Source organism: Janthinobacterium algoris (genome assembly GCF_051380935.1).
In the GTDB taxonomy this organism is placed as follows: Bacteria; Pseudomonadota; Gammaproteobacteria; order Burkholderiales; family Burkholderiaceae_D; genus Janthinobacterium.
Window position 1 is genome coordinate 54,587 of sequence record NZ_JBNYXZ010000024.1, and the last position, 26,807, is coordinate 81,393.

The following is a 26,807-nucleotide window of genomic DNA, read 5'->3' on the forward strand; positions in this document are numbered from 1 at the left end:
AAAAAAAAGCTGCCCCGTTCATGGGACAGCTTTGGCACAGGCTGGCGGAGGCTGAGTTAGAACGCCACGCTGCCCGACACGACGAAGGTGCGCGGCGCGGCCAGTACGAGGCTGCCGGCGTCGAACGAGGAGACAGCCGATGCCCAGTAGCTGCGGTCGGCCACGTTGTCCACGCGGGCCCGCAAGGTCACGTCATGGCCCGCCACTTGTGTCAGGTAGCGCGCGCCGACGTCGAGGCGCGTCCACGATGGCAATTGCTTGCTGTTGGCCAGGTCCGCATACTGCGTCGAGGTGTAGATGGTGCGGGCGTTCAGCGACAGGCCAGGCGCGCCGGGCACATCCAATTCGCCGCCCACGCTGAGCTGCGTTTTTGGTGCGCCGATGACATCCTTGCCATTGTTGGCCGGCTTGTCCGTCTTGCGCTGTTGCGTATCGAGCCAGGTCAGGCCGCCCAGCAGTCGCACGCCCTGCATCGGTGTGCCGAAAATCGACAATTCCAGGCCACGGTTGCGCTGCTCGCCAGCAAGTTCGGCCCGCGTGCCGACCACGGCTTGCAAGGGTTTGGCCGTCGTGAACAGGGCGGCGCTCATGCCCAGCTTGCCACCGTCATACTTGATGCCGATTTCCTTTTGCTTGGATTTGTATGGCGAGAATACCTCGCCCTTGTTGCTCAACGGCACGTAGTTATTGCCATCAAAGTAGGTATCGCTGACAACCGGGCCCTTGACCAGCGCCTCGATGTAGTTGGCGTACAGCGACACGTTCTTGCTGGCTTTGAAGACGATGCCAGCCACGGGCGTCGTGGCGCTCTCGCCATAGGCCTTTCCTTGCAGCACCGAGGTGTTGTAGTCGTAGCCGGCATCCTTGATCTGCTGGCGGCGCAGGCCCACGGTCAGCAACAGCTGGTCGTCGAGGAAGGCCATGGTATCGGCCACGGCGTAGCTGCTGAGGATGGTTTTTTGCGTAAGGCGCGGGTCGCTCATCACGCCGCCCGAGTTCGCGGGCAGCGTGGGCGGCATGGCCACATCCAGCGGATGGTAGATATTCGTCGGCAAGCCCGCGTAGTCACTGATCGCATACGCATTCTTCGCTTCATTCCAGTGACCGGACCAGCTGGCCACCAGGGTGTGCCGGACGGCACCCGTATTGAGCTTGCCGCGAATGCCCAGTTCGCCCGTGCGGATTTCCTGCTTGCGCGCATTGTCGAAGCGGTACACGCTGGCATCGCCATTAACCGAGGTCAATGACGGCTCGGCCAGATTGTTGGCTTCCTTCGTCGAGCGGCTGCCGAACGCGGCCCAGCCCACCACGTCCTTGGCGAGGTCCACTTCGGCGCGCGCCGTGCCGAACACATCGTGTTCCTTCGAATAGCTCCACGGCTGCGCGAAGTTCTTCGAGGCATCGGGCGCGCCAGGCAACACGGCTACGCTGCCAATGCCGACGGATGGACGGGGCGACGTCAAGTCGAAATTCTGGTAGCCGGCATCGGCTGATAAACGATAGCCGCGGCCGCGATAGTCGAGGCCCACCGAAAACATGCCCACGTCATGGTCTTCATGCTTGATGCCCGTCTCGCCCTGACGCTTGGCGGCATTCACGCGCACGCCAAATTCCTGGTTCTCGCCGAAGCGCCGCGCCACGTCGATGGCCGCGTAGGCGTGACCGCCCGATTCCACGCCCAGCGTCAATTCCGTCAGCGGCGTGTTGCCGGCGCGCTTGGGCATCAGGTTGATGGCGCCGCCGATGCCGCTGCCGCCCGGCGCCGCGCCGTTCAAGAAGGCGCTGGCGCCGCGGAACACTTCCACGCGCTCGAGCAATTCCGGCGATACATATTGACGGGGCAGCACGCCATACAGGCCGTTATACGCCACGTCATCGGAATCGAGGGCGAAGCCGCGGATCACATACACTTCCTGAAAATTGCCATAGCCGCGCGACATGCGCACGGCCGGATCGCTTTGCAGCAAGTCGCCCACGCTGCGTGCTTGCTGGTCGGCAATGAATTGCTGCGTGTAACTGGTGCTGCCGAATGGTGAGTCCATCATGTCCACATTGCCCAGCAAGCCCATGCGTCCGCCGCGTGCCACCTGGCCACCCGCATAGGCTTTCGACAAGCCTTCCGCCGACGCATCGGCCGACGCATTCACGACTACCGTGGGCATGGTCTGCGCGTCGCCGGGCAACGCCGCAGCGGTGGTTTGGGCGTGGGCGGTGGTGCTGGCCAGCAGGAAGGCGGCCAGGGCGAAGGGGGTAGGGGCGAGGCGGAAGGTGCGCATGGTGTTGTTGGGATATTAATGAGAATGATTATCATTATATTCCAGCGCGGCGCTATGCGTGGGAAAGTGTGAGAATGTCATAAGAAAAGTCGCCATTTGTACAACAGCTGGCGCGCCAGGCACTGGAATCTGGCGAAAAAAGGAGCGCCAGACGATACCTTGTGGATTTATTAATGCCTATCATCAAGTTTCGCTAGAATAGGCCATCGCGCCCGGCGCTCACAGGAAACCGCATGCCATTGCATCGCCATTTACAGTCCGTACAGTCTGCCTCTACGCGCATGCGGCGGGGCCTGAGCTTGAGAAGCGCGGCCGTCGCGCTGATCCTGGCCATGCACGCGCTGGGCCTGTATTTCCTGCTGCTGCCGGCGCGGCAATTCAAGCAATACATGGAAGTCGCTTTCATGACCTTGCTGCCGCCCCGGCCAACGCCGCAGGCGCCGCCGATGCCGATGCCTGTTCCCATGCCGCGCGCGCGGGCTACCGCGCCTTCCGCCACGCCTTCCGCCACGTATCCCGCCACACTCGCGCCACTTGCCATTGCGGTGGAAACCATCACCGTACCGGCCGAAGAATTGCCCGAAGCACCCGCCAGCGCACCGTCTGGCGCAGACTTGCGCACGCGCGCCCGGCTGGCCGCGGGCGCCGCCGATAAAGCCCTGCGTGGCGAGATGAAGCAAGACCAGCCATGGCTGGCCGCTGCCGACCTGCAGAGCGAAAGCGCCTTCCAGAAACTGCTCGCTTCCGCCTGGCGCGGCGGCCCCGTCATCCGCGTGGAGGAATACCTGACGGCCGATGGCCGGCCCGCCACGCGCGTCGTCAGTGCCGGCGGCGCCACGTGCTACGGCATGGATGCAAACCCGGGCGCGGGCGCCGACCCGTTCAAGACCGGCGGCAAGGTAAAGCGCGTGCCTTGCCCAGACTAAATACCGTATCGACGGCAGGGTTTTAACGGCGATTCCGGAGCAGTCACCCCCGGCCGGGCACCAAATATGCTAAGTTGCGTCTGCGTTTGTTTCCCATTCCTTATGTCGACATGACCCAGGACGCCCATGCCCCCCGAACTCCTCATCCTCGCTCCCAGCCCTTCGGCTGCCGTGAATGCGCAGCTGGAACAGCAATATACCTGCCACCACGCCTGGCAAGTGCCGGCGGACGCGCGCCATGCCTGGCTGGCTGAACGCGCGCCCGCCATCCGCGCCGTCGTCACGACGGGCGCGCTGGGCTTGAACGCCACCGACATGGCCTTGCTGCCCGCGCTGGAAATCATCGCCGTGAATGGCGTTGGCCTCGATGGCGTGGCGCTCGACGAGGCGCGCGCGCGCGGCATCGCCGTCACTACCACGCCGAACGTGCTGACGGATGACGTGGCTGACGTGGCGTTGGCCTTGCTGCTGGCCAGCGCGCGACATATCGTGGCACTCGACCGTTTCGTGCGCGATGGCGGCTGGGAACGCCGTGAAGCCATCGCCCCCGCGTACAGCCTGCGCGGCAAGACGGCCGGCATCTTCGGCTTCGGCCAGATCGGACAAGCCATCGCGCTGCGCCTGGCCGTTTTCGGCGTCCAGGTGCGCTACTTCCAGCCCCGCGCCATCACGGGCACATCCGTGCCGCGCGCCGAATCCCTGCTGGCTCTGGCGCAGGAAAGCGATTATCTGATCGTCTGCGCGCCGGGCACGCCAGCCACGCGCAAGATCATCGACCGCAGCGTGCTCGACGCGCTTGGCCCGCAAGGCACCCTGATCAATATCGCCCGTGGCGCACTCATCGATGAAGACGCCATGATCGCCGCCTTGCAGGATGGTCACCTGGGCGCGGCCGGCCTCGACGTATTTGCGGACGAACCGCGCGTGCCGGCTGCCTTGCGCGCCTTGCCGAACGTGGTGCTGACGCCGCACGTGGGCAGCCTGACCGTGGAAACGCGGCACGCCATGGGCCAGCTGGTGCTGGATAATCTGCAAGCCCACTTTGCCGGCTTGCCGCTGCGCACGCCCGTGTCCTGACGCTACGCCGCCGCGTCAGGGCCGCACCATCCAGCGCACGTCTTCGAGCGACAGCAGCAATTGCTCGGGCGCGCTGTCGGTAAAGAAGTTCAGGCGGAAATCCATGGCGGCGCCGCCACCCGTGGTCGGCTGATGCGTGTCATACCATTGCTGCACCTGGGCCACCAGCGCCATGGGCGCGGCGGGAGGCTGGGCTGCATCGATGGGCACGAGCACGGCCGGCAGCAGGCTGACCGGCAGCGAGGTGCGGGGAAAGCCCGCCACGGCCGGCATCACGCTGTAGGAATAGCTGCCATCCATGGCGATGCGCACGCTGCCCGAGGCGCCCGTGAAGAGGGCGTTGAAGAAGCCCCTCATGTAGGCCGCCACGTCGCTGCCGCCCACCGGTGCGACTTGCCGCAAATCATAGCCTTGCCAGCTCAGGCGCGGCAGGATGGGGTCGCTGAACTTGACGACCGGCGTCTGGTACAGGAAGGCGTGAATGGTCGACACCTGCGTCTGGCTGGGCGGGCACAGGTAGCGGTTGCGCTGCACGTACAGCGAGGCCTGGGCGTTCTTGTACACCATCACGTTCAGCCCCGGCATGCGCACCTCGCGGCCGGTATTGGCCAGCGCGGCGGCAAACGACAGGTCGGGCGCGTCGGCGGCGATGGCCGCGTAGCGGTAGGCCAGCAGCGCATCGGGCGGCGTGGGCGTGGCTGGCGTGGCCCGGTACTGCTGCGCATCGATATCGAGCACGGGCACGGGCACGGGCACGCTGACGGCGCCGTTGCTCAGGGTGCCGGCCAGCGGGTCGTAGGTGGCTGGCGCGCCGCCTACGGTGACATTGAGCAGCGCATACCAGGCGTCGCCGCCATGGTCTTCCAGGCGAGCGTCGAATTCCACGGCCACGCTGGCTTCGCCTTGCGCCGCCGCCAGCCGCGCCGCGCCGAAATGCTCGCCGTAGCTGGCCGCCACCTGGGTCACCAGCTGCTGGAAGGCGGTGGTGGCCAGTGTTGCCTTGGCGATACTATCGGTCGTGTCCTGCTTGCCATCGAGGGGCGCGAGGAACTCGTCGAGGTCAGCCGAGATGAGCGGATAGTTGCTGACGAAGGCGGCCAGCGCCGTGAACAGGTCGGGACCGGCCGCCGCGGACAGTCTGGCCACCTGCGGCGGCACGTTGAGCACCACGCTGACGTGCACGGCATCCTGCGCCGCCTGGCGATAGGTATAGCTGAAGCTGTAATCCCACTGGGCCAGCTGGGCCGGCTGCAAGCCATCGGCGGCCCGGCGCATGCGGCCGGCCTGCGGCGCGGCGGACGCGGTGGCGGTCTGCCGGTTGACCGTGGGCGGCACGGGCAGGGCGCGGTTCAGCACAGGGATATATTGCGTGCCATTGCCCAGCGGTACCTCGAACGGACCGGTGATGAACAGCAGCCACTGGCTTTGCGCGTAGTTTTCGATGCCGGGCACGAATTGCTGGTCGAATTCCATGTGCGTGATCTGATAGCGCAAGTCCAGCGGCACATAGGCCTGGCCTTCGACATTCTTCGAGATGAAGTTGAAAGACAGCCGGCTCTGGTCTGGCGCGGCCGTGCCTTGCAGCGGCAGCCGGGTCGGGAATAATGTGTAGTTCTGGTTGCCGTCGCCGGCCGCGCCGTCTGCAGTGCCCGCGCCGGCGGGCTGACCGTACAGCGCGGGCGGCCCGGCCGCGTAGATGCCGTCCATGCCCGTGACCTGGTCCACGCCGTACACCACCACGGCGCCGGCGGCAAAGGCCGGCCCCAGGGTGGTCAGCAGCTGCTGTCGCATGGTGGCGGCCGCGCTGACGCGCGTGGCCTCGTCCGCGGCGCTGCTGCTGAGTACGGGGCTGACCGTGGCGCTGATGGCGTCGGCCAGCGTCTGTTTCGCCTTGAGTACGAAGCCCAGCTGACCGCTCTGCAGCGGATCGGCGATGCCGTTGAGGCGATCGACGATGTAGGCGGGCGGCGCATAGGTGGCCGAGAGGAACTTGTCGATGGCGTCGAGACAGCTTTGTAGCCACAGGTTCAGGTCGACGCTATTGAACGTCAGCGCATGCGGCGTATTGCTCGGATAGGCGTCGATGCTGACCATGCGGCTTTCCAGCGAATTGGCGACGGGCAGCGGCGCGTAGTAGCTGGCCTGCTGGCCCAGGCGGAAATGGATGCCCGGGCCTGGCGTGTCGCTGAAGCGCACGGCGAACAACTGCTGCGTCTGCTGGCCGGCGCTGCCCACGCGCGTCAGCCCCGCGCCCGCGCGCATCGACCATTGCGGCGTCTTCAGGCACGCTTCGAGCGCCTTGGCAAACGTGGTGTAGCTGGACGCGCCGCCATTCGTGTCGGCCTGCGGCAGCACGGCGCTGACCACGCTGGCGCCGTCCGGCAGGGCCGCCAGCACGGGGTCGAGCAAGATGGCCTGGCGCGTCAGCACCAGTGCCACGTCGAGCGCGATGCGGTTGGCGCTGGCCAGTTGCGCCAGCGGCACCGGCACCGACAGCGTGGCGGCGGGCGCCGTGGCGCTGCCGCCGCCGGCCAGGGCCTGCAAGTAGATGGCGCAGGCGGCGACGAAGTCGCGCACCTGCCGCGACTGGGCCTCGTCCAGCGGCTGCAGCGGCGTGGCCAGCAGGGAGTTGCTGAGGGAGATGCTCACCGCATTTCCGCTCAGTCCGGGCACGCCCAGGCCCGTATAGTCCTGGTGCAGCTGGAAGTACAGGCGCTGGTAGACGGGCAAGTCTTGCGCCGCGTCGGCTGGCGTGGGGTAGGCCAGGCCATCCATGCGCAAGGTCAGCAGCAGCGCGGGCGCGCCACCCGCATCCGTGTCATACAGGTAGCTGGCCTGGACTTTCGGCCAGGCGGACAGGCCCAGCAGGCGATCCGTGTAGCGCAGCGCGGCGGGGGCCTGATCCAACGCACCCGTGTAGCCGGCTGGCGGCGCCTCGAACGGCGTGACGGTGGTGTTGCCGAACAGGTCTTGCCAGCGCAGGGCCAGCGACGCATGGCTGCCCACTCCCAGGTAGGGATTGTCGGCGGCGGGCGGCAGGCCGGGCGGCGGATTGGCCGGCGCCGCATTGAGCGTGGCGAATGGCCATCCCTGGCTGTTGTTGCCCAGGTAGCCCAGTGCCTGGCGGTAGTCGTAGTCGGCCAGGGCTGCGGCCGCATAGCGCCGGCGGTGGGCTTCGCCATCGTCCCCGCCGTCGCCGTCGCTGTCGCTGTCGTTCACATGGTCCTGCGGTCCGAAGGGCAGGCTGTAGGGACTGGGCAGGAAATACGGGTTGGCGCCCAGGCCGGCCGACAGCGTGTTGTACAGCGCAGACAGGGTCGCCTGCGCATATTGCTGCTGTTGATGCGGCGTGGGATCGGGCGGCAGCACGGGCACGCCGTCGTTGCTTCGCTTGAGCTGGAACGACAGATTGCCCGGCGCCAAGGTCGCTTGCGCATCGAGGGCCAGGCTGTCGACGTCGAGCACGGCGCCGTCGGCGTACAGGCCTTCGGTGGCGGTCGCGCCCAGGGCCAAGGCGTCCACCGACAAGCCATAGTAGGCGGCCAGGGCGGCGAAGGTATTGCCGGGACCGTCAAAAGTGGCTGGCACGCGATAGACGAGCGGCGGAATGCGCATGGTCGCGCCCAGCACCACCGTCACGCCGGGATTGTAGGCGGCGATCTGCGCCGCGCTCAGCGGGGTGGCCCCGGCCGAGTAATACGCGGCCAGCTGCTCCAGCGCTTGCGCGGGCGCGGCCATGTCTTGTTGGTTCAGCTGGTGCAGGATGCCGGCCACGGGCACGCTTGCGCCGGCGCGCAGCGGCCGCACGGCGTTTTGCCGCGCCAGCTGTCCCACGCCCATGCCATAGGTGGCGGCCAGGGCGGTCAGGGTGCTCGTGGCGGCCCGGGCCAAAGGCTGGGTCTTGGCCGGCTTGCTCAGCGATTCGAACACCAGCACGTCCTGCTGCGGATCGATCGCTTGCGTCGTCAGCAGGGCGTTGACGAAGTTCGGCACGGTGTTGGCTGCGCCCGCCGCCTGGCGCGCCAGCGGAACCACCAGGGTCAGCGTGGCCGTGCCCGTGGCGTCGAAGACGGATGGAGGCAGGCCGGCGCCCGACACCATGTCCTCGAAATACAGATAGTAGCCGCCGCCGCGCACCACCGATTGCTCCCACAGCAGCTTGATGAATTGCGAGGGGCTGTTGGCTATGCCGCGCGGCATAGCCGTCCCCGCCGCGTCCAGCAGCATGCGGCTGGCCGGCGGATGGCTTTCCGTGGACAGATTGGTTTGCGTCAGGAAGCACAGGTAGTCGGCATCGGCCTGGCCCGTCAGCGCCACCTGGTCGCTTCCGCCTTCGCTATACAGCAGGAACAGGCCGGCCACCAGGGTTTCGCCCACGGCGGCCATGCCGCTCAGCAGGTATTCCAGGCGCTGGGCATCGGCGGCCGACGGTCCCACAAGCTCGTAGACGTGGGCCAGGGTGGCGGCGCTGGCCAGCGCGGTGCCGCTGGCGTCGTTGGTGGCCACGGTGGCGGCCGGCATGCGCGTGATCTGGAAGTCCACGCGCGTGGCGTAGGCATAGCCGCTCAAGTCCTGGAACACCGTGCTGCTGCTGTTGGGCGGCGTGTTGCCGATGCGGGGACGATAGGCTGGCATCAGGGCTAGCATGTCCGCGTATTGCGCCTGGGTGTACAGCGCCTGCAGCGTATCCTGGCGCTGAGCGATGCTGGCCAGCATGGCGTCGGGCAATTGCCACAGATACGGCGCGGGCGCGGCCTGGCTGGCGGTGGCGCGCGCCGCTGAAGCGGCGCCTGACGTCACGGCCGTCAGGCGCGCCAGGTCGGCGGTGATCCAGGCGGCGTAGCCTGCCGCAGGAAACTGCCGCGGCTGCAAGGAAGCCAGCGGCAGGATGTGCAGCGTTGGCGACGGCACGAAGCTGCCCGCCTGCGCATACGCCAGCACGCCCGACAGCAAGCCGTACGCGGCGCCCAGGTCGATGGGCAGGCTGGTGCCGGGCGCGCCGGCGAAGGTGATGAAATCGAGGGCGACGCCATGCGAAATGGCATTGCGTCCCAGGCCGATGCGGTAGCCGCCGGCGGCGCTGTCGGGCGTGGGGAATTGCTGGCCCGTCAACTGGTACAGCGCGTAGTCGGTCTGCGTCTTGCTATACAGAAAGGACGGCGACAGGCTCAGGCCCGACGCCACCGGCAGGCGCAAACCATAGGTGATGAAGCGCGCGACCTGGCCGGCGGCCTGGGCCACGGCGCCGCTCGCCTGCACGCCGCACCACAGCTGCTCCAGCGGCATGGCGTCGAGGCGGGCGATGGCCAGCCGGCCCGGGGCCGCGGCGAACAGATCGGCGACGCCGGCATTGTCGCGCCCCAGCGCGGCGGCCCCGGCGGCGAAGCGGCTGGCGATGCCGGCCAGGGTATCGCCGGCGGCCGATGCATAGGCCAGCGGCGGCACGGTAAGGATGGCCGTCGGCAGCAGCAGGTCGGCGCGCGCATATAGCAATGCCTGCTGCGCCAAGGCGGCCAGCGGCACGCCCAGCGCGGCGGCGATGGCGCCGAAGCTGTCGCCGGGCGCGGTGACGTGGCTGACGGCGCCGGCGCCGAAGTCGAAGACCAGCGTCACGCCCGTACGCAGCGCGCGCGGCGCCGCATTCGCGCCGATTAGCTGGGCAGCGGTGGTTTGCCAGCGCCCGCCGGCGCCGGCCGGATCCGTGTAGCGGGCGGCGATGGCCGCCAGCGTATCGCCGGCCTGGATCACGGCGGACAGGCCGCCGACCTGCAGCGGCAGCGCGCCATTCAGCGGATACATGGCATTCGGCAGCGACACGTCGTCCGCGTCGATGGCGTTGCCGGCCCGGTTGAAGGCGGCGACGATGCTGGCGATGCTGTCGCCTGGCTGCAGCGCATAGCTGTAATTGTCGAAGGCATCGATGGCCGATTGCAGCAGCGCGCGGCCGATCAGGCTGAAGACGTCGACGAAGATGAAGGCCGCCATCGATTCGGCGCCAGCGTCGTCCTGCGCCAGCAGCGCGGGCTTGGCGGGCGCCTTGCCCACCTTGGCGGCCACCTGACGCAGCACGCCGGCCACCGTGCTACGGTACTGTTCCGTCGCCGTCGCGTAGGTCTCAAGGTCGATCGCTTGCGTGCCGGCGCCGCCTTGCGGGTCGGGGACGTCCAGCCGCAGCCCGTCGAACAGCGGGAATAGCGTGGCGCCGTCCATATTGGCTCCCGGCGCGCTGATGTTCACGATGAAGCTGTCGGCGAGGAATTGGAGCAGGTCACCCATGCCGAATGGTTGCATGGCGGGGTCGGCCAGCACCTGGATGCCCGCCACCAGCTCCGCCAGCGTGACGCTGGCAGTCGCGGCGGCAGCCAGGTCCAGCGCCGCGTCGTCGGCCCGCGACGCCGGCTGCAAGGCGTCGAGCAGCCACGGGAAATACGCCTTGCACAGCAGGTCGAACGAGGTCGTGCCTGCTCCCGCGCCGCCGGCGGCCGGGTCCGGCGCATCCATGGCGAACAGGCAGACGAACGCGCCTTGCTGCGCGCTGCTGGCGGTGGCGCCCTGCGGCGCCAGCACCGTGAATTGCGGCGCCGTCACCAGTTGCAGCAGCGGCTTGGCATCGGTACGCAGCACGCGTCGCGGCTGGCGGCGCGGCCCGGCGCGCAGCATGGCGGCCTGCAGTTCCATCGGCAAGGTGCGCGCGCGGCCGCGCGCCAGGCTGTCCAGGCGCAGCGCGCCGCCGCCATCCCACGGCGCGCGGCTGTCGCTGCCGATGCGGAATTGCGCGCTGACGGTGGCGGAAAAGCCCACGGAAATGGTGAAGCTGAAGATGCCCAGGTCGATTTTGACGCGCAGGCTGATGCGCACCGAGGCCGTCACGGACAGGGGGATGGCGCGGTAGGATTCGTAGCCGATCTGCACCGACACGGTGATATTGACGAGCAGCGAAGCGCTGATGATCTTCAAGTCCACTTCACCGTACAGCATGCCGATCACGCCGAACGTGCCCGTCAGCTTGAAGTAGCTGCTTTCCTGTACGCTGCCGGACGCGCCGGCCTTGGCCAGCGCGACGGCGTTGCTGCTGTCGTACGGATGGTAGGTGGCGATCACGCCTTCGATGATGCCGAACACGGTCAGCGCGAAGCCGGCTTTCAGCGGCCCCTTGACGAAGTTGTAGCCCAGGCCCAACTGCAGGCCCAGGCCGAAGACGATGACGGGATTGAAATACCCGAGATCGGTTTTCGGCACCTGCGTCGCCGTCGCGCTCGACAGCTTGCCGAAATACACGCCGCCTGCGCCCATCACTGGCACGCCGTAGACGATGGCACTAAAGCTGAACGAGCGCGTAAAGTCCATATTGTAGGGAAAGCCGATGTCGATCAGGAAATCGCCATTCGTGTAGATCTTGATGCCTATCATCGGCAGCACCACGCTGACGGCGCCGAAGTTCAGGTTGCGTATACTGTCGGGAAAGGTGAAGTCGATCTGGAACAGGCCCACGTCGTCGCTGATTTTCTTGTACAGGATATCGACCACCAGGCCGGCCAGGCCGCCCATCTTGGGGCTGCCCAGGGTCAGGCGCAAGCCGTACAGGTTGGGATCGTTGAAAACGATCTGTACGTCGACGGCCCACACGCCGGCTGTCTGCAGCACGCCGAAATGCGCGGCGATCAGCCAGTTGCTGTCCGGCTGGTAATACGGTTGGCCCTGCACGCCGCTGCCCGGGTTGACGGGATTGGTCTTGCCCGTGGTGGGCGGCACGCCGGCCAGCGCGTCGATGACAGCCTTGGTCGAGCTGAAGTCGGACGCGCCGTTGATGGCCACGCGCTGGCCCAGCATCAGCAGGAAGACCTTGAAATAGCTGGAACCGGCGCCCGGCACGCTGGGCATCTCTTCCACGTCCTGCCCCTTGTTCGGGTCCAGCAAGTCGCCCATGCTGCCTTTGAGCAATGGCGGTACGCTGGCGTCCAGCGCCAAGGTCACCTTGCCGTCCGTATTGCGCTTGAAGACGATGCTGCGGATGACGATGAATCCGAGGTTGAGGGGTGAACTGAGCGTGTAGGTGGCGCTGAGGCGGTTCTTTTCGCCGCTTTTCAGCGACACGTTGACGGACAGGCCGTCCAGCGTGACCTGGTTCAGCAAGTCCCACGGCGACGGCAGCACGAAATACGGATCGCCCAGCGTGCGCACGAGCGCCTGAATCAGGCTACCCAACGACCAGCCCGCCAGGGTGAAACTGAGCATCTCGTTGCCGCTGGTATAGGTTGCCGTGAAGCCTTCCCAGCTCACGTACAGCGTGTGGTTCGGCCCCTTGTCGGTCGGCTGGAACGCATAGCCGAAGCCCAGTTTCAGATTGATGGCGGTATAGATCCATACGGCATCGGCCTTGCCCGAGAATTGCTGCGCGGCCGGCTTGGCGCCGTCATACTGTACCGAGAGCGTGGCTTTCTGCAAGCCGATCTGTTGCTGGCCAAGCATGAACAGCCAGGTGAAGGTGGTGTCGACCGTGTAGCTGGTGGCCAAGTCCGTGCTGGGCTTGCCGCTGGGAATGACTGCATCGATGGCGAACGCGGAAATCTTCAGGTTGCCCGGCAAGAAGACCGGGAAATCATAGATGCCGCCGGCGGCAAAGAATTGCTTGATCATCTCGCCCACGTCGAGTTCTTGCGCGAGGGAGGCGGAGAGGGTCCAGCGGGGCGGCGTTTCCTGGCTGCTGTAGGCCACGCTGACGGCGGCCTGCAGGCTGGCGCCCACGCCCAGCAAGCCGGAAATAGAACCGGCCCAGGCCGTGCCGGCGCCCGCCTTGCCGGCCTCGACAAGGGCCAGCGCGCCTTCCTGCTTGTCCGCGGCCACCGTGGCACTGATGCCAGACAGGCTGATCTGGCCTTCCGAAATGCTCAAGATGGGCGCGCCGCCCACCGTCAGGAAGGACAGGCTGATGGCGTAGTCGCTGGAAAACGCGAAGGACTGGGCCGCGCCGTCTATGCTCAGCGCGATATTCGACACCTCGGCCTGGATGCTGTCGGGCAGGCTGACGAGGCCGTTCGAGACGACGGACAGGAAGTCCGACAGCGTGGCCTTGCCGGGAAAGCTGGCCTGGAACAGCTGATCCGAGTTGAACTGCACTTCGAATTCGCCGCCCGGCGTGCCGTCGAGGTTGCGAAATACCGTGGGCAACAGGGTGAAGGTGGTACCGAACAGGTATTCATAGCGCGACTTTCCGCTGGCCTTGCTTGCCAGCGGCTGGTAAGCCGTCCAGTCGAGGAAGAACGAGGTGACGGTAAAGCTCAGCGCGGGCGTGGGCGCCGGGATAGGCTGCCAGCTGAGACCGCGCACGGTGCGCAGCTGCAGCGTGACCTGGTCCACCGTGGGCGTCGCCTTGGGCGGGATGCTGCCGCTGATGGTCATGCCGCCGAGGCCGAACGATGTCAGGAACTCCTGCAACACGGCCGGGGTGGCGCGGAAATAGCTGGCGCCCCCGCCGATCAGGCTGATGGCGGCGCCGGGACTGAGAGGCGGCCCGTCGCTGCCCGCTTCCAGGCTGACCGCGTAGTTGCCGTCGCCGTTGGCGTTCGATGGCTGCAGCAGCAGCGACAGCGTGTAGTCGGTGGCGCCTGCGCCTTCCACGCTGAGCGTGGCTGTCAGGGCCAGCGTGGCGGCCTGGTCGCCGTCTGCCGCTTCCTCGTCGGCCAGTTCGCCGTCGCCGCGCAGCAGCAGCTGCATGCCGCCGTCGAGCAGCAGGGCGTCGGGCGGCGGCGCATCGACGGGCGGCGGGATCGTCACGGTCAGGCTGGGCGCGGCCACGCGCAGGTAGCCGGCGAACGTGCAGTCGAGCTCGCTGAGCGTGGCCGACAGCACGCCGCTGGGCATCAGCCCGCCCAGTTCGAACGTCTTGCCGTCGTACAGCGCCATGTCCAGGTAGCCGCCGATTTGCAGCTTGCCCGGCGGCGCCGCCAGGTCGGAAAACAGTTCCAGAAATGGCGTCACGAAGGCGGGCAGGGCCACACTGGCGCTGAGGTTCTGCTTGGCGCCGCCCGTGACGGACAGCGCGCCGTCGCCCCCCCATGGATAGACGCCGTCGGCGCTGGAAAATACCAGCAGCGCGCCCGACAGCGGCAACTCGCTGAACGGCCAGCCGCCCATGAAGGGAAAGCTGCTATCCCAGTTCCAGCCGGCGGGACTGGCGGCCACCTGCACCACCAGCACGGCCGCGTCATCCCCGTCGTCATCTTCGTTGTCGCCCGGCGTGCGCGCGGGGGCAAGCTGGGTGGAAAACACCAGCGTGGCCGGGGTTTGCAGCAGGCCGCCGATGAAGGGCAGGCTCGCCTTGCTGACAGTAAAGACGCCGTCGCTCACGGCGCCCACGTCGGCTGCCGCACAGCTGATCAGGAACTGCGCCGCGTCGATCTGGAATGCCTGGCCGATGATGGCGTCGAATTTTTCGGGCGGCGCGACGTCCGGGTCGGCCAGGCCCGCTTCCAGGAAGGCGGCATCGAGGGCGAACGGGCCGCTGCTGGCGGCGTTGACGATGGCTTGCTGCAGGTTTTCCAGCGCGGTATCGGTGGTGGCCATACGAACTTGCTCCTTGAATCAGTCATGATGTCCCGGGCGGACGCTCGCACCCGCCCGGACGCTCTGTCTACAGCACGGCAAACAGCGCCAGATGGTCGCTGGTGCTGCGCAGGTAGCCGTAATTGGCCCAGCCGTTCAGCGTGCGCGCCTCGCCTACGGCATACACAGCCGCCGGCGATTGCGGCCAGGCCATGCCGGCAGGCAAGTTCGTAAATTGCGCGGGCAGCGGGCGCGTGCCGATGGGCACGTCAGGGGGCATGGCGCCCGCCCCCGTGAACGGCGTGCCCGACACGGGATTCATCACCGTGAACTGGTAATTATTCGCCGGCACCAGCGGGTTGACGAGCATATTGTCAATCGAGAAAAAGTTGCTCACCATATCACTGCCGATATAGTTATAGCCCGGATACGGCGCCGCCAGCAGCGCGCCGCCGGCCGTATTGTCGGACCACAGGAAGCGCGATTGCTGCGTCAGCTGCTGCTTGGTGCGCTTGGGGCGGATATGCGTGGCCAGGTAGCCCTGATACGCGTCCAGCGTCAGGTTCGGTGCCACCGGCATGGCAAGCGGCGGGTTCAGCAGCGGCATGTAGTTGATCGCGCGCAACTGGTCGTAGGCCGTGGTCCGCCCGCCCGCCCCGGGCGGCTGCGCGTAGATGGCGTTCAGGTTAAAGTCGCCGCAGATCAACTTGATTTCATTGTGCGGCGCGGCGGCGGGCGCCGCCGCCACGTCGAGCACGCCGCGCAGCAGGATATTGATAAAATTGGTGGCGCCGCCGTGGTTGGGCGGCGCATGCACGGCAAACAGGGTCAGGTTGCGCGTGATGACGTTGGCCTGGTTGGTTTCCACGAAACTGACCATGAAGGGCTGGCGCAAGCCGTTGAAATTGACCAGACCGCCAGCGACGGGCGGCACGGCTGGCAGCGGCGCGGGCGCGAAGGCGATGCGCGCCGCCGCCATGCCCTCGGCCAGGCCGCCGTTGTACTGCGCGCCGGCCGGGATGTTGCGCGCCGGCTGGCCTTGCGGGTTGAGCAAATCCTGGACGTTGGGCGCGCCGGCGCCCCCGGCCGGGTAGGCGGCGGGCACGGCGCCAGCTGCCACAGCCGACACGCCGCCGCCCGTCCACACGTTCGGCCCCGTGAAATAGCGCCGCACTTCCGTGGGCGTGCCAGCCGTGCCCGATATGCCGCGGTACAGCACGGCGACCGATTCCGTGCGCCCGCCCGTGCCCACTTTCAGCGGCGGCACCATGCGCCAAGCATCGCGGTTGGGATCGGTGGCGTCGTTGCGCAACTGCTGCAGCAGGAAGATCGCACCCTGCAGGCCGCCCGTGGCGGGCGCCAGGTCGCCGGCGCCGGCCGCGCTGGCCGCCACTTCGATCAGGACGAAAATATCGGGCTGCGTTGCGCGCAGGATGGTCAGGATGTGGTTGCGGCGCTGCAGCGCAGCCACGGCCGGCAGATTACCGCCGCAGCGGCCGCCTTCGCCATAGCGGGGCCGCTTGCGGCTCGGATTGTTGACCTTGTTGATGCCGAAGTTCTCGATATTCCAGTACACGACGTTGGTCATGCTGCGCTCCCCAATGAAATGGCAGGCAATGGCAGCGCGGCCAGTTCCGGCTCCTGCCGGGCGGGCGCATCGGCGATGTACGCGGCATACCAGCCCAGGCTGCCCGTATTCTTCGGGTCGCCAAACAGGAAGAACTGTATGTTCGCGTCGGGCGGCAGCTTGGCAATGCCGAGGAACTTGATGGCGATATTGTCGAGCCGCAGGCAATAATAGTAGGAGTCGCCGTCGGGCACTTTTTGCCGCATCAGGCCGATATTGTCGATGGCCAGCTTGAAGACGCCTTGCAGGCTGATCATCTTGGCGCCCGGTGCCGCGCCGGGCAGCGACAGACCAACGAAGACGGCTTGCTCGTCGTCGCCGGCGGTGCTGGCGGGCGACCAGGCCAGCAGCAGGGTCGAATGGAAGCCGGCAGCCGAGACGAGCGCGCCCGGCCCGCCCATGGTGACGTCGTACACGACGCCGTGCCAGGGCCCGTCGAGCGTGCCCAGGTTAAGCGCCGTGCTGACCGGCAGGAAGCCGAAATCGGCCGGCTTTTGCCCGTCGGCGGCGGCGATAAAGCCCGACAGTTCCAGGCCGAAGCCCTTGAACAGGCTGTCCGGCCTGGCCTGGCTGGCGTCGAGGTCGTATGCCAGGTTGGCCGTCACCTCGTCGAAGCGCACGGCAGACGGCGTCGTCTGCGGATAGCGCATGTCGATCACCAGGTTGGAAAAGGCCAGGCCTTCGCCGTCCGGTGGCAGGTCCGGCGCCAGCGCGCCGAACGACAGCAGGTCCAGCGCGGCGCCCGTGCGATCGTCCAGGCTGGCGAAGTCCAGCGTACCCCAGACGGAAAAACGGTTCAGGACGGTCGCGCCCGCATCGGTGGTGCCCAGGCAGTTGAACTGGATGCGCTGGAAAGCCACGTGGCGCAGCAGGTTGCTGTCGAGGCTGAATATCGACGGCGTGGCTTGCTCGAAGATGTAGATGCCGGTGCCATTCTGGTCGATATAGCTGCCGTCGAGTACCACGCCGTTGTTCGGCATCGCATTGCCGCCGAAGGTGGTGGCCGTCACGCGCGAGCCGAGCAGGCCGTTGACGGCCAGCTGCACGTAGCTCTTGAAGGTCTTGATGACGGCATTGTCGAACAGCACCTGCAATTGCAGCACGCGGAACGCATAGTTGTCGGTGTCGGGCAGGGCGATGGGCGTATCGGGCGGCAAGCCGTTGCGCTGGCCCGCAGCGAAGGCCGGGTCCTGGTAGTCGACCAGGCCGAAGGTGCTGGAATTGCCGTCGAGGGTGATGCTGCCGTCGCCATGCACGGTCACGCGGCTGGCCGTGAAGCCGAAATGGTGGGCGACGAAACGCGTCAGGTCGAGGCCGGCCGCGATGCCCTGCAAGCCAGTCGGCAGACTGGACGGATCCAGGTCCGCCTGCAGCACTAGCACGCCTGTCCAGGCGGGATCGCTGACCAGTTCCAGGAAATGTCGGTACGGCGATTCGGGCTTGTCCGCCGCCAGCACCTCGGCCGCTTCGATGACATCCTGCAGCCACTGCGACAGCCCCGTGTAGGCGATGCCCTGGACGCTGGGGCCGGCGTCGGCGGCCAGCGAAAAATCGGGCGCGCCCGACCAGGCGTTCGGATTGGCGACGCGTTCCCTGACACTGCCGCTGCAATACTTGAGCAGCATCACGTTGCGGTAGGACGTGGGCATCACGCCGACGCCCACCTGCGCTTGCATGGTCCAGCCCGCGATGCCCACGGTATTGTCGAAGCGCGCGCCGCCGTCCAACAGGTGAGCAGCGTTGACGGCCACCAGGAACAGCTGGTTGGTCTGCAAGGCATCCTGCAAGGTTGCGTCCGGGAAGCGGAAGCCGAACGGCAAGACCTGGCCGCCGCCCAGGGTCTGGCCCAGGGTCACCGACAGGAAGGCGTCCTGGTCCTGCTCCTGGCTGGACACGGTGGCGACGGCGCCCTGCGGCGTGGTGCGGTAGTGCGGCGTTTCCGCCACCGCCTCGTCGGCGGCCAGCCCGCGCACGCGGCGGCTGGCGGCCGCGCGCGCCTGCCAGGTGGCGCTGGCGCCGCTGGAAATGACGGCCTTGCGCGTGGCGGCCACGATGCTGCTTTCAAAGCTAGACAGCAGGGAGGCGCTGATATCCAGCGGGCGGCCGCTGACGGCGCCGCCATACGGTAGCAGGGGAAAGGCGTGCGCGGCGCCCTGCGGCACGGGCAGCGCGGGCGGGGTCGAGGCGAGCACGGTATCGGCGGCCACGGCGCGCAGCAAGGCGGCCGCCCGGGCGGCCGGCGGCAGGCCGTACATGGGACTGCCCGCCGGCTCTGCATGGTATTGCGGCATGGCCGCGCCGCCCTTGAGCACGCTGGCCCAGCAACTGAGGTAGTCGGCCGTCAGCGGCGTGGCCACGTTACCGGAATCGGGCAAGTCCAGGGTCGCGGCCTGGAACGGGAAGACGGAAGCGTAGGCGGGCGAGGCGGGCACGAACAGCAGGCTGTCATTCTCCGGCGCGGCGCCATCATAGGTAGTGATGCTCAGCTGTTCCGAGCCGAAGATGCCGCATAACAAGTTTGTCTGCGTCCCGGCAGCCTGGCCGCTGGCGCTCAGGCCGAAGCGCCCGGCCGGCGTCAGCAGGGCCTTGCTGGTCGCGGGCTGAGAGGGGGACCGCGCGGCGCAGCCAAAGGCCAGGGCGCCAGACTGCAGGCCGACCTCGGGCGGCTGTCCGCTGGCGGCGCCCAGCGGCAGCAAGGCCGTCGCATGGCCCAGCGCCGTGCGGTAGGTGGACGGCAAGGCGGGCTGGCCGGTCGGCAGCAAGCCGCAGCGCAATACGCCTTCCAGCCTGGCCTTGGCGGACAGCTTCTGATTGTAGGGATCGAGCGGGTCGACCGTGCCGACCCAGGCCAGGTTGGCCGGCAGCGCGGCGGGCGCGCTCAGCGCCGGGTAGAACAGCTGCTGCAGCTGGCCGCTGGCCGTGTCGCGCGCGCTCAAGGGGAAGCCGACGGCCAGGCCGCCGGGGCCGAAGGTGACGGCAGGGTTGACGGTGGCCGTAAACGTCAGGCAGCCCGCATTCGCGCCCGCCAGCGGCACGAACGTGCGGATCGTGTTGCCGCTGCCCGTGACGCGTATGCCGATATCGCTGGCGTTGCGCTGGAAGGCCAGCGCCGGCGGCGTAGCCAGCGGCGCGGACAGCCGCAGACTGCCGCTGGCGGCGTCGATGGACAGGCCGACGCCGGACAGCACGTTGAACAGCAGGTCCTGTCCCAGCAGGAAATTTACATTGGTGCTGGTGGCAAAGCCCTTGGTCAGCGGGTTATAGCTGTAGCTGCAGCCATAGTTCTTGAAGGGATCGGCCGGCGCTGCATCGGCGTCGCGCAGCCACAGCAGGGCGTTCAGGTTCAGTCCCGGCGCCGACGACTGCCGGTCGATATAGGCGGCGAGGGCGGCGATGAAGGGGCCGGGCGCCGCGTCCAGCGCCGCCGGACGGGCACTGGCAAACACGTAGCCGCCCATGCGCTGCGGCGACAGGCTGTCGGCATAGCTGATGCTGTCCGGGGGCGTGGCCGGCGGCGCGACGGGCGGCAGCAGGTAGCCGGCCCAGGCATGCTCCGCCTGCGGCGGCGATTCATATAGGCTGACCTTGCTGGCGGGATCGGTGGCGACGAAGCTGAAACCCATGACAACCTCCACTCAAGACGCGACTCGGGCTGCGATGCGGCGGCATGGCGCGCCGCGTGGCATCGCAATCGTTTATAAAGGGTAGGCCCGGAAAGGGCGTCGGATGGCCAGGCTGGCTGCCTGGATGCTGTGGCGGGCGGCCATCCAGGGCGCCCGCCCGCAGGCGGGCGCGGAACCGCCGCTTACTGCGAGTTGGAGGTAAAGGTGGCCAGCACGAAGCCCGTGTAGCCATACACTGTGCCGCCGTCGACGATGTCGCCGGAGAGCAGCACGTTATACAGCCCTGTGCTTTGCGGCGAGTAGGTGACCGTCAGGCCGGCTTTCCACGTGACGACGCCATTGCCCGTGTCGCTTGCCAGCTTGGCCGTGGTGAAACCGGTGCTGACGCTAGGATTCCAGTACGTGGTGCGGCCCTGGAACTGGAAGGCGATGCCGGTCTGGTTGTTGCTGTCGCTGCTGGCTATGGACAGCGCGATGCTGTTCGGTGTGGTGTTGGTGGTGACGCTTTGGCCGGCGGCCAGCGTATGGTTGGTGACTTCGACGCGAGGTAAGTTAGACATGACATTCTCCATGAGGTGATATCGGCCTGCACTTGCGGTGGGCGCCCCGTGGCCGAGAGGTCCAGGGCAGTTGGGTAAGTCGGTGAAAAACGGTATTGCAACGGCTTTGCAACCATGCCATAAAAATATGGCAGGACAATACGCAATTTCAAATAAAGACAAGACATTTGATATTAATCAATCCGGAATTGATTAATATATTTTTTATTTACTTATTCAAAACTGGTTTCCGGCTATTCGGAATATAACCATGCCGGCTCTTGCGCATCACGAATAGCGATTCTATGCCTATTTTTTTGCGCGATTCTCTCGAATTGTCGCAAAGACAGGAATGGCACGGCATCCGGACGCGGTGCGGGAATGCGCCGCCGGCCATTTTCGCGGCGGCAGGCAAGCCGGATAGGGGATGCAATTGAATATAAACGGTTTATTGACTTAAATAGATGGCATGCGCGGCTTTATTGCGCGGCCGGCGCGGGCAGGACCGGACAGCGTTCAAAAACGGCTACCACCTTGCCAGTCAGCGTGTACTGCGTGCCGTCATCGAGGATGGGGCCATCGATGAGGATTTGATATTGCTGCGGACCGAGCGCCTGGAAACGCAGGGTCAGCCCTTTCTGGAATGTCACGATGGTATCGCCGCGGTCGGCGCCCAGCTGCAGCAAGATATTCGCTGTCGACAATAAAACCGTCCAGTACGCGGTGCCGTTGGCGCGCAGCGCCACCAGGGTGTTGTCATTGATATCATTGCTGGCCGTGGCGATGGCATCGCTGTTGACCGTCAGCGCCATGGTTTGCGGCGCCCGGCACGCGGGGGCCGGTTCGGCCAGCTGGCGCGCCAGCGCCGGGGCGTCGCCACCGAGCGATAGCAGCAGCACGGCAGCCAGCCAGGGGGCGCGCCAATTCAGCTGATACATGGTGGAGGTGGTGTCCCGCGCATGCGGCCCATCGTAGCGACTTTCGGCCGGAAGAGCAAACGCATGCCAACCGCAGCATCGCCATGGCCGCCATCCCCATCTGCTATCATCATGCCGTTTTGGCCGCCGCCGTGGGCGCCGGTCCGGTATTTATGCAAGGAAAAAAATGAATAATCGCATCTCCCTGCTGCGCACGCGCGGCGGGCAGGACAGCGGCAAGGTGGGCATGATCGAGCTGTTCTTCGACCTGGTGTTCGTGTTTGCCGTCACGCAACTGTCGCACGGCTTGCTGGCGCACCTGAGCGCCATCGGTTGGTTGCAGACGGGTTTGCTGCTGATGGCCGTCTGGTGGGTGTGGATTTTTACGTCGTGGATCACCAACTGGCTCGACCCCGAGCGCATTCCCGTGCGCATCAGCCTGTTTGCCCTGATGCTGGGCGGCTTGATCATGTCGGCCTCGATACCGGAAGCGTTCGGCACGCGCGGCCTGGGCTTTGCGGGCGCGTATGTGGCCATGCAGGTGGGCCGGCCCCTGTTTGCCTGGTGGGCCGTGCGCCATGAAGCGCTGGCGCGGCGCCGCAATTTCCAGCGCATTGCCTTGTGGGCCGTGTTGTCCGGCATCTTCTGGATCGCCGGCGGCATTGCGTCGCCCGAGCAGCGCATCTTCTGGTGGGGCGCGGCCCTGCTGATCGACCTGGCCGGCCCATGGATGCAGTTTGGCATGCCGGGCCTGGGCCGTTCCTCGACGGCGGACTGGGATGTCGATGGCGGCCATATGGCCGAACGCTGCGGCCTGTTCGTCATCATCGCCCTCGGTGAATCCTTGCTGGTGACGGGTGCCACCTTCGCGGGGCTGGAGTGGACCCCCGGCAACTGGCTGGGTTTCCTGTCGGCGCTGGTCGGCAGCATCGCCATGTGGTGGATTTACTTTGACACGGGCGCCGAAGCGGGCCACCACCGCATCGCTCATTCGAAGGACCCGGGCCGCATCGCGCGCAAGGCTTACACGTATATCCACGTGCTGATCGTGGGCGGGGTGATCGTCAGCGCCGTGGCCGATGAACTGGCCCTCGTGCATCCGGACGAGGCGAGCTTCGCCGGCATCAGCGCCTTGCTGGGCGGCCCGATCCTGTATCTGCTGGGCAATGCGCTCTTCAAATGGGTCAGCAACGACCGCGCCACGCCGCCGCTGTCGCATCTGCTGGGCATCTTGATCATCCTGGCGCTGATCCCGATGGCCTACGGTCGCTTGTATTCACCTTTAACATTGGCATGCATCACCAGCTGCGTGCTGGTCTTGGTGGCCGTGTGGGAACATATGGCGCTGCGCCGCCCGCCGCCGGATATTGATCTCTGATGCCCGACCTCTGATGCCCGATCCCTGATGCCTGCGTGACCTTATCCTGGCGGCGTGATGCCGTCCGGATCGCTGCGCGTATCGAGCTGCAGTTGCAAAAACGCCAGGTCCAGCCAGGCGCCGAACTTGGTGCCCACCTGGCGCAGCAAGCCCACTTCCTCGAAGCCCAGCTGTTTGTGCAGGGCGATCGAACCGGCATTGCCCGCTTCGATGCCCGCCACCATCACGTGCTTGCCCAGGCCGCGCGCGCGCACGATCAATTCCCCCATCAAGGCCTTGCCGACGCCGGCGCCGCGGCTATCGGCGCGCACATACACGGAATGCTCGACCGTATGCCGAAAACCCTCGAACGGACGCCAGTCGCCGAACGAGGCGTAGCCGGACACATTCTGCTGCGCATCGATGGCGACCAGCACCGGATAGCCGGCCCGCTGGCGGTCGGCCAGCCAGGCGGTGCGGTTGGCCGCATCGACCGTGCGTTCATTCCAGATGGCCAGGGTATGGCTGACGGCATCGTTGTAGATGGCCGTGATTCCTTCGATGTCGCCCAGCCGGGCCTCGCGTATCTGCATGTTGCTCTCCTTGCCAAGCGTCTACTATAATGGACAAATCATAGATTGCCACCCGCTACTTGTCCAATAAAATTCTATAGATGTCCACTAAACCAGACGAATTGAACCAGCGCATCGGTGCCAGGGTGCGCCTCGAGCGGGAAAGCCTGGGCTGGTCGCTGACGGAGCTGGCGGCCCGTTCGGGCGTGTCGCGCGCGATGGTGCACAAGGTGGAGCGCGGCGATTGCAGCCCCACGGCCACCTTGCTGGCGCGGCTGTCGGGTGCCTTCGGCCTGAGCATGTCCGAACTGATCGCCCGCGCCGAGACGCGCGACGGGCGTCTGTTGCGCCAGCTTGAGCAGCCCGTGTGGGTCGACCCGCAGAGCGGCTATGTGCGGCGGCACGTGTCGCCCGCATCCGACATGCCGCTCGACCTCGTGCATATCACCTTGCCGCCGGGCGCCGTGGTAGCCATGCCGGCCGCCGCCTATGTGGCGCGGCGCCAGCTGATCTGGGCGTTGACCGGCAGCCTCGTTTTCATCGAAGGTGACACCCGCCACGTGCTGGACGAGGGCGATTGCCTGGAACTGGGTCCGCCGTCCGACTGCATGTTCAGGAATGAAACAGCCACCGCTTGCACCTACGCCGTGGCCGTGTTGAAACGCGGCTGACGGCCGAATCACCAGGCTAGACTCAGGCAATCGCCGCAGCGCGCAGCTGGGCGATGAAGGCGCGCGCGGCGGGCGCCTGTTCATGGCGGCGGAAGGCCACGGCGATTTCCGAGCTGATTTGCGGCGCTTCCAGTTCGCGGAAGCATACGCCAGGCAATTGCACGCTGGCCATCACGGAGTGGGGCACGATGGCGCAGCCCACGCCCAGCGACACTTCCGTCAGCACGGCCACCAGGCTGCCCGGGCGCGACACCACCTGCGCCGCAAAGCCGCCGCGCCGGCTTACCTCCAATGTTCCCAATTCTTGTTCCGGCACGATGAACGCTTGCTGCGCCAGCGCTGCCGGCCCCGCCACATCGAGGCCCGCTAGCGGACTGTCGGCTTGCACCGCCAGCACGAAGCGGTCACGCAGCAAGACCACGCTGGCTATGCCGTCCGGCAAGTGCAGGGGCGGGCGCACGAAGGCCAGGTCCACCCGGCCCTGGTCCAGCAAGCCGGGCAGGGCATCCATTGCCTGTTCGCGCGCACCGATGTGTATGCCGGGGTGGCTGGCGCGAAAGCGGGCAAACTGGTCTTGCAGCACGCCGGAATACGCGGCCGAGGCCACGTAGCCGATTTCCAGCCGTCCCAGTTCACCCCGTCCCGCCCGCCGCGCCACGTCCTGGGCCTGTGCAAGTTGCGCCAGCGCGCGCGCCGCTTCCACCACGAACAACTCTCCGGCGGCCGTCAGGGCCACGGCGCGCTTGCTGCGCTGGAACAAACGCGTGCCCAGCAGCTGTTCCGTTTCCTGTACCTGCTTGGTCAGTGCGGGCGGTGAAATGCCGAGTTCCGCAGCCGCCTGCGCGAAATGCAGGCTGTGCGCCACGGCCAGCACGCAGCGGAAATGCCGCAGTTCCATGTCTTTGACTATATTCACCATGGGTGAATTATAAGACGATTATCTTATAACAAGAAATAATACAAGCCTCCTTACAATCGACGCATGAAGAATACCAACTGGACCTTATATACGTGCTCGGGCGTGTGCGCGCTGATCATGCTCGATACCAACGTCGTGGCTGTCTCCTTGCCGTCGATCGCCCGCTCCCTCAACGCCAGCTTCGTCGACGTAGAATGGGTGGTCAGCGCCTACATGCTGGCATTCGCCTCGTTTTTGCTGCCCGCCGGCAGCGTCGCCGACCGCCTGGGACGGCGCAAGGTCATGCTGTTTGGCCTGACCGTGTTTGCGCTGGCGTCCCTGCTGTGCGGCCTGGCCTGGACGCCGTTCGTGCTCAACGTGGCGCGCGCCATCAAGGGCCTCGGTGCCGCGCTACTGCTGACGTCCGCGCTGGCCGTCATCGGCCACACGTTTCATGCGGAGAAGGAGAGGGCGCGCGCCTGGTCCGTGTGGGGCGCGGCCATGGGCGTGGCCATGACGGTGGCGCCGCTGCTGGGCGGCCTGATCACGAGCGCCATCAACTGGCGCTGGATTTTCTATCTGAACCTGCCCGTCGTCGCCATCCTGATGTGGCTGGTAGGCAAGCATGTGGAAGAATCGAAGGATGCCTCCAACGCCAGTTTCGACCCGCTGGGTGCGGCGCTGTTTTCCGCCGGCCTGTTCTGCATCATCTGGGGCTTGATCGACGCCAGCGTGGCGGGCTGGTCCAGTCATGCCACCGTGCTGCGCTTCTTGGCGGGCGCGGCGCTGCTGGTGGTGTTCGTGATGGTGGAACGGCGCCAGCGCGCGCCGATGGTCGATTTGTCCCTGTTTGGCCGGCGCGTGTTTGTCGGCGCCGTGCTGGGCATGTTCGGCTACGCCATCGCCGCGCAAGTGATGATGACTTTTTTACCCTTGTACCTGCAGAACGCCTTCGGCTTTTCCGCCGTGCTGGCCGGCTGTGCCATGCTGCCGTTTGCCGTGGCCATGGTGGTGCTGTCGCGCCTGGCACCGCGCGCCATGCGCCGCTTGGACGACCGCGGCATCCTGGTGACGGGTCTGTTGATCGTCGCCGTGGGCAACGTCGCCACGGCGCTGGCCGCCGCCAGCTTGCAGTATGGCCTGGTGGCGGCTGGCATGGTCGTCACCGGCGCAGGCGCGGGATTGCTCAACGGCACCACGCAAAAAGCCATCCTCGCCTGCATTCCCCGCGAGCGCACGGGCATGGGGTCCGGCATCAGCACCACCACGCGCTTTGTCGGCATCGTGCTGGCCGTGGGTGCGCTGGGCGCCGTGCTGGCCATGCGTACGGCCGCCTCGTTCGAGAAACTGGCGTGGCTGCACGGCTTGAAGGCCTCGCCCGAGATGATAGGGCGCATTGTCGCTGGCAACGCGGCCGAAGCCTTCGGCCAGCTGCCGCCCGCCATGCAGGCCGTGGCGCAGGAAGCGGCCCGACACGCCTTCATCGACGGCTTTGCCAGCGTGCTCTACCTGGTGGGCGGACTGGCTGCCGTGGTGGCGGCGCTGGTGTTTGTGCTGGCAAGGCCGGTGCAAAAAATGGAAAAAGTGTAACTCTTCAGCAATATTCGAGTACACGGCCTCTGCTTGTAATATGATGCCATCGAGCAATACATGGCAATCATATAACTACCACCAATTAAGAGCGCCGAACAGAACCGTAGCGAGCGGCAGTGAGTTGGGGCTGAGACGCGGAGCTGTGCGAATGCACAGTGAGCATCGGAGGCCGCAAATCGCGACGCGCAG

Annotated in this window: 13 protein-coding genes; 5 read left to right on the top strand and 8 right to left on the bottom strand. The window is 66.5% G+C overall.

Translation table 11 applies throughout. From position 1 onward, the window contains the following. Window positions 1-56: 56 nt before the first annotated feature. Window positions 57-2,276 carry a TonB-dependent receptor gene (locus ACQ4W7_RS26010; protein WP_436534356.1) on the bottom strand — a complete coding sequence of 740 codons (2,220 nt, stop codon included), beginning with the start codon at window positions 2,274-2,276 and terminating at the stop codon, window positions 57-59. A gap of 299 nt (window positions 2,277-2,575) precedes the next feature. Here ACQ4W7_RS26010 and ACQ4W7_RS26015 point away from each other — a divergent pair, with 299 nt between their 5' ends. Both ACQ4W7_RS26015 and ACQ4W7_RS26020 read left to right on the top strand, forming a co-directional pair. Beyond that, complete coding sequence (locus ACQ4W7_RS26015) at window positions 2,576-3,202, top strand: hypothetical protein (RefSeq protein ID WP_436534358.1); 627 nt, start codon at window positions 2,576-2,578, stop codon at window positions 3,200-3,202. A gap of 126 nt (window positions 3,203-3,328) precedes the next feature. After that, window positions 3,329-4,279, top strand: coding sequence for a 2-hydroxyacid dehydrogenase (locus ACQ4W7_RS26020; RefSeq protein ID WP_436534360.1), 951 nt, complete (start codon window positions 3,329-3,331; stop codon window positions 4,277-4,279). Between the two features lie 15 nt (window positions 4,280-4,294). Here the strand turns inward: ACQ4W7_RS26020 and ACQ4W7_RS26025 are convergent, their stop codons facing one another. From ACQ4W7_RS26025 to ACQ4W7_RS26045, 5 genes are all read right to left on the bottom strand, one after another. After that, complete coding sequence (locus ACQ4W7_RS26025; protein WP_436534362.1) at window positions 4,295-14,842, bottom strand: LysM peptidoglycan-binding domain-containing protein; 10,548 nt, start codon at window positions 14,840-14,842, stop codon at window positions 4,295-4,297. Between the two features lie 67 nt (window positions 14,843-14,909). Next, window positions 14,910-16,409, bottom strand: a complete 1,500-nt coding sequence (locus ACQ4W7_RS26030) for a hypothetical protein (RefSeq protein WP_436534364.1) — start codon at window positions 16,407-16,409, stop codon at window positions 14,910-14,912. Continuing rightward, window positions 16,406-20,071 (bottom strand): hypothetical protein, encoded by a 3,666-nt coding sequence (locus tag ACQ4W7_RS26035; protein WP_436534366.1) that lies wholly within the window; start codon window positions 20,069-20,071, stop codon window positions 16,406-16,408. The genes ACQ4W7_RS26030 and ACQ4W7_RS26035 overlap by 4 nt, the downstream gene beginning before the upstream one ends. 182 nt (window positions 20,072-20,253) lie before the next feature. Beyond that, on the bottom strand, window positions 20,254-20,631 hold the full coding sequence (locus ACQ4W7_RS26040; protein WP_426071097.1) for a hypothetical protein: 378 nt from the start codon (window positions 20,629-20,631) through the stop codon (window positions 20,254-20,256). A gap of 458 nt (window positions 20,632-21,089) precedes the next feature. After that, window positions 21,090-21,548, bottom strand: a complete 459-nt coding sequence (locus tag ACQ4W7_RS26045; protein ID WP_426071096.1) for a hypothetical protein — start codon at window positions 21,546-21,548, stop codon at window positions 21,090-21,092. A 166-nt stretch (window positions 21,549-21,714) separates the two neighbouring features. Between ACQ4W7_RS26045 and ACQ4W7_RS26050 the strand changes: the two genes are divergently transcribed. Further along, window positions 21,715-22,905, top strand: coding sequence for a low temperature requirement protein A (locus tag ACQ4W7_RS26050; RefSeq protein ID WP_426071095.1), 1,191 nt, complete (start codon window positions 21,715-21,717; stop codon window positions 22,903-22,905). A gap of 41 nt (window positions 22,906-22,946) precedes the next feature. Here the strand turns inward: ACQ4W7_RS26050 and ACQ4W7_RS26055 are convergent, their stop codons facing one another. Next, window positions 22,947-23,477, bottom strand: coding sequence for a GNAT family N-acetyltransferase (locus ACQ4W7_RS26055; protein WP_426071094.1), 531 nt, complete (start codon window positions 23,475-23,477; stop codon window positions 22,947-22,949). An 80-nt stretch (window positions 23,478-23,557) separates the two neighbouring features. On the opposite strand from ACQ4W7_RS26055, the gene ACQ4W7_RS26060 reads away from it, so the two are divergent. Beyond that, window positions 23,558-24,127 carry a helix-turn-helix domain-containing protein gene (locus ACQ4W7_RS26060; protein WP_436534369.1) on the top strand — a complete coding sequence of 190 codons (570 nt, stop codon included), beginning with the start codon at window positions 23,558-23,560 and terminating at the stop codon, window positions 24,125-24,127. A 22-nt stretch (window positions 24,128-24,149) separates the two neighbouring features. Here ACQ4W7_RS26060 and ACQ4W7_RS26065 read toward each other — a convergent pair whose 3' ends face one another. Then, entirely contained in the window at window positions 24,150-25,046 is an 897-nt protein-coding gene (locus ACQ4W7_RS26065; protein ID WP_436534371.1) for a LysR family transcriptional regulator, read from the bottom strand. Window positions 25,047-25,109: 63 nt separating this feature from the next. On the opposite strand from ACQ4W7_RS26065, the gene ACQ4W7_RS26070 reads away from it, so the two are divergent. Then, window positions 25,110-26,615 carry an MFS transporter gene (locus tag ACQ4W7_RS26070; RefSeq protein WP_436534373.1) on the top strand — a complete coding sequence of 502 codons (1,506 nt, stop codon included), beginning with the start codon at window positions 25,110-25,112 and terminating at the stop codon, window positions 26,613-26,615. Window positions 26,616-26,807 lie beyond the last annotated feature (192 nt).

Bases quoted from the DNA above. Each gene is read 5' to 3' on its own strand.
- ACQ4W7_RS26020 (WP_436534360.1), top strand. From the start codon at position 3,329: ATGCCCCCCGAACTCCTCATCCTCGCTCCCAGCCCTTCGGCTGCCGTG.
- ACQ4W7_RS26040 (WP_426071097.1), bottom strand. From the start codon at position 20,631: ATGTCTAACTTACCTCGCGTCGAAGTCACCAACCATACGCTGGCCGCC.
- ACQ4W7_RS26025 (WP_436534362.1), bottom strand. From the start codon at position 14,842: ATGGCCACCACCGATACCGCGCTGGAAAACCTGCAGCAAGCCATCGTC.
- ACQ4W7_RS26010 (WP_436534356.1), bottom strand. From the start codon at position 2,276: ATGCGCACCTTCCGCCTCGCCCCTACCCCCTTCGCCCTGGCCGCCTTC.
- ACQ4W7_RS26050 (WP_426071095.1), top strand. From the start codon at position 21,715: ATGAATAATCGCATCTCCCTGCTGCGCACGCGCGGCGGGCAGGACAGC.
- ACQ4W7_RS26060 (WP_436534369.1), top strand. From the start codon at position 23,558: ATGTCCACTAAACCAGACGAATTGAACCAGCGCATCGGTGCCAGGGTG.
- ACQ4W7_RS26030 (WP_436534364.1), bottom strand. From the start codon at position 16,409: ATGACCAACGTCGTGTACTGGAATATCGAGAACTTCGGCATCAACAAG.
- ACQ4W7_RS26055 (WP_426071094.1), bottom strand. From the start codon at position 23,477: ATGCAGATACGCGAGGCCCGGCTGGGCGACATCGAAGGAATCACGGCC.
- ACQ4W7_RS26070 (WP_436534373.1), top strand. From the start codon at position 25,110: ATGAAGAATACCAACTGGACCTTATATACGTGCTCGGGCGTGTGCGCG.
- ACQ4W7_RS26035 (WP_436534366.1), bottom strand. From the start codon at position 20,071: ATGGGTTTCAGCTTCGTCGCCACCGATCCCGCCAGCAAGGTCAGCCTA.
- ACQ4W7_RS26065 (WP_436534371.1), bottom strand. From the start codon at position 25,046: ATGGTGAATATAGTCAAAGACATGGAACTGCGGCATTTCCGCTGCGTG.
- ACQ4W7_RS26045 (WP_426071096.1), bottom strand. From the start codon at position 21,548: ATGTATCAGCTGAATTGGCGCGCCCCCTGGCTGGCTGCCGTGCTGCTG.